The organism is Novosphingobium sp. Chol11 (assembly GCF_945870625.1).
Taxonomy (GTDB): Bacteria; Pseudomonadota; Alphaproteobacteria; order Sphingomonadales; family Sphingomonadaceae; genus Novosphingobium.
Genome location: NZ_CAMBTS010000172.1, coordinates 1 through 3,357, shown reverse-complemented (window position 1 = coordinate 3,357; position 3,357 = coordinate 1). Strand labels below are relative to the sequence as shown.

General features: G+C 64.0%; 4 protein-coding genes. All 4 read right to left on the bottom strand.

Annotated features, from left to right (window positions below; translation table 11 throughout):
- Nucleotides 1-603: 603 nt before the first annotated feature.
- Nucleotides 604-885, bottom strand: coding sequence for an addiction module antidote protein (locus Q0O40_RS15735; RefSeq protein WP_295532076.1), 282 nt, complete (start codon nucleotides 883-885; stop codon nucleotides 604-606).
- Nucleotides 885-1,193, bottom strand: a complete 309-nt coding sequence (locus Q0O40_RS15730; protein WP_295532073.1) for a type II toxin-antitoxin system RelE/ParE family toxin — start codon at nucleotides 1,191-1,193, stop codon at nucleotides 885-887. Before Q0O40_RS15730 ends, Q0O40_RS15735 begins: the two co-directional genes overlap by 1 nt.
- Before the next feature lie 119 nt (nucleotides 1,194-1,312).
- Nucleotides 1,313-2,017 carry a DUF2490 domain-containing protein gene (locus Q0O40_RS15725; RefSeq protein WP_295532070.1) on the bottom strand — a complete coding sequence of 235 codons (705 nt, stop codon included), beginning with the start codon at nucleotides 2,015-2,017 and terminating at the stop codon, nucleotides 1,313-1,315.
- Nucleotides 2,018-2,109: 92 nt separating this feature from the next.
- Nucleotides 2,110-3,357 (bottom strand): NAD-dependent succinate-semialdehyde dehydrogenase (locus tag Q0O40_RS15720; protein WP_295532067.1); only part of this gene is annotated, 1,248 nt, incomplete at its 5' end.

Sequence of the window (3,357 nt, the reverse complement as noted above, 5' to 3'; positions counted from 1 at the left end):
CCACTTTGACGGAGGCCGCATCGCCAAGATCTGGGTGCTGAGCGATACCACGGCGCTGGACGCGGTGCTGGCGGCCAATGCCGAGGCGGCGCGCGGGGGAGAGTGACGGCGTCGAGCTTGCCAATAAGTTGACAGAGTTGACACTGTGTCAACTTATTGTTTGGCGGGAAAAATCTTTAAAAATAGATATTTAATTCGCCAAAGTGACAAGGTGACACGTGGAGCAATCCAAAATCTCGCGTGCCCGTCAGGCTTACGCGCCAGACTTTCTGGCGGGGTGTTCACAGGATCAAAGAGCGCAGGCCGCCGTCAGCAGCAGAGCGCGTTCTTGTCGCAGATTTGCGGGAAGTAGGAAAGGCGTGCGGTATGGCGAACTGGGTTTGATGTTTTTAGTGACGCCGACCCCTCCTCGCGTAACGGGGAGATTAGGGGCTTTCGGACCTGTCACCGTAACTCCTTGGCTCAATCAATGAGTCCTGAGCCTAGGGGTTTTCGGACTTGTCTCCGTAATTCAAACCGCCTTACAGAATTTGTCGATCAAGCTGAAGCAGATGGCGTCGAAATTAGGGTGACACATCCAAAAACCCCTGAATCGCCGCCCCCTCAAGCCGCCACAGCAAGTCGGACACCCAGCGCCCGCATCACGCGCAGCAAGGTGTCCAACGTCGGGTTGCCGCTGTCGCTGAATGCGCGGTAGAGTGCTTCGCGGCTGATGCCAGTTTCACGGGCCAGCGCCGACATGCCATGCGAGCGGGCAACCGTGCTAAGCGCGCGGAGCAGTTCCTCGCTGGTGCCATCCTCCAGATAGGCATCGAGATAGGCGGCGATATCTGCCGGGGTGTTCAGCACCTCGGCCGCGTCCCAGACTTTGGTTTCGATTGCCATCAACCCATCTCCTGCTGATCGAGCGCACAGACCATAGCCTTGGCCCGCTCGACATCACGGTCTTGCGATCCTTTGTCCCCGCCGCAAAGCAGGATGACCACGACATCGCCGCGCCGGGTGTAATAGACCCGGTAACCCGGCCCGAACGCAAAGCGCAGCTCGCTAAGCCCATCGCCGAGCGCCTTGGCGTCGCCAAAGTTTCCCTGCGCGATCCGGTCAATCCGCTTCGCAATCCGGGCACGGGCCGGAACATCCCGCAATGCCAAAAGCCAGTCGACGAATTCGGCAGTGCGGCGAACCTCTACCATGTCAACTATAATGCACAGTTCGGGCGAGTTTGTCAACTATAAGTTACAGCGAAGGGTGCGCGGACCACTGCATTGACGCCTAACCCCTCACGCACCGCCATGGTTCACGCGGCATCCCATCATCTGACCAGCGACAGCGTCAGGCTGATGTTGTGGTTCATCCGGTCGGCGCGTCGAAAGCGTGCGACGTATTGGTTCATGTATCCGGCCTCGATCCAGATGCCACGGGCCAGCGGCACGCCCACCCCGGCGAACACGCGCGATTGGTCAAACCCGCCGCGCGGCCCCCAGCTGACCGAATTGAGATTGACGAAGGCTTCTGCGGTGCCGATCGCCAGAAAGCCGCCGCCCAGCGGCGCTGTGCCGCGCAGCATCTGGCGCGCGCGCAGGCCCATATCCGGCGCGCCTTCGACAAACCGCTCCTCCAGCCGGGTCCGTCCGATCAGTGTCGGCCCTTTGCCGTTGCCGGTAATGCGGAACATCGCCTGCTGGAACGGCCGGTGTTCGCGCGTGGTGGCCCCCGACGGCGCGCGGGTTCCGGCATAAGCATAGCCTTGCGACAAGACGATCGTCGGCCTTACACGGATGCCCAGCGACACACGGCCAACAACCTGGCCCAGCCGCGAAGCATCGTCGGCGTAGCGGTATTGCCAGTCTGCCATGATCACCAGCGGCTTGCCGCCCTGCCCGCCGCGCGGCACATCGACCATGGCCATGGCCCCCACCCACAGCTGGGTGTCTTCTTCTGCGGCATGGGCCAGCGGCATTGGCGCAGCAAGGTTGAGCGCGAGCAAGGCGCAGGCGGCTTGGACAAGTCGAATCATGGTCGGCTCACTTCGCAGGGCAGCCAGCAGCGGCGCGCGAGGCGTAGCAACGCTTGGCCTGCGCGGCCATCCCCCTGGCCGTTACGCCGCCCTCACCCCTCGTGCACCGCCTTGGTCACGAGGCAGGCCATCACGCCCTCCGGCCCGTCTTCCGAGCCGTGGCCCGACCATTTCATGCCGCCGAAGGGCGAATCGGCAGCGCCCACCGCAGCGGTATTGATGCCGATCATGCCGCTTTCGATTTCGCGGCCGATGCGTTGCTGGCGCTTGGCGTCCTGCGTCCAGGCGTATGCCGCAAGGCCATAGGGCAGGCGGTTGGCCTCGGCGAACATAGCCTCCTCGCCCGCGAAGGGATTGATCAGCGCGACCGGGCCGAACGGTTCCTCGTTCATGATCGCAGCATCGAGCGGGATTTCGGAAAGCACCGAGGGCGCATAGAAATAGCCGGCATTGCCGATGTGCGCGCCGGTGGGCCGTTCGCCGCCGGTGTGCAGCTTCGCGCCGCGCGCTTTGGCATCGCCGATCAGGCGGTCCATCGCTTCGGGGCGGCGCGGATTGGCCATCGGGCCCATTTGCGAATTTGCATCGAGCCCGGGGCCAACGCGCAGCGCCGCCGCGCGCGCGGCAAAGCCATCGCGAAAGGCAGGGAACGCGGCTTCTTCCACGATGAAGCGCGTGGGGCTGATGCACACTTGCCCTGCATTGCGGAATTTGGCGGCGACCATCGTATCGAGCGCGCGCTCGATATCGGCATCGGCAAACACCAGCACCGGGCCGTGGCCGCCTAGTTCCATCGTGGTGCGCTTCATGTCTTCCGACGCCAGCTTGACCAGATGCTTGCCCACCACGGTCGATCCGGTGAAGCTCAGCTTGCGGATGATCGGCGAGGCGAGCAGATGCCGGCTGACTTCATCGGGCACGCCGAACACGGCCTGGCCGACATTGGCGGGGAGCCCGGCATCGAGCAGGGCTTGCAGCACGCTGAGCGCCGAGGCAGGGGTTTCCTCCGCCGCCTTCAGGATCACCGAGCAGCCGGCCGCGATAGCGGCGCCCAGCTTGCGCCCGCAATTGCTGACCGGGAAATTCCACGGCGCAAACGCTGCCACCGGCCCCACCGGCTCGTGCACCACGGTGGAGCGCATGCCTTCGGGGCGGACCAGCGCGCGGCCATAGAGCCGGAAGGTCTCGCCCGCATAGAAATTGAACAGATTGGCGACCACCGCCACTTCGAGCCGCGCCTCGGCAAGGACTTTGCCCTCCTCCATCGTGACGATGTGAGCGAGGTCCTCCTGCCGTTCCATCAGCAGCCGCGCGGCCCCCTGCAGCACGGCGGAGCGCTG

Excerpts from the sequence above, each read along its gene's own strand:
- Q0O40_RS15735 (WP_295532076.1), bottom strand. The coding sequence starts at position 885 with ATGGCAATCGAAACCAAAGTCTGGGACGCGGCCGAGGTGCTGAACACC.
- Q0O40_RS15730 (WP_295532073.1), bottom strand. The coding sequence starts at position 1,193 with ATGGTAGAGGTTCGCCGCACTGCCGAATTCGTCGACTGGCTTTTGGCA.
- Q0O40_RS15725 (WP_295532070.1), bottom strand. The coding sequence starts at position 2,017 with ATGATTCGACTTGTCCAAGCCGCCTGCGCCTTGCTCGCGCTCAACCTT.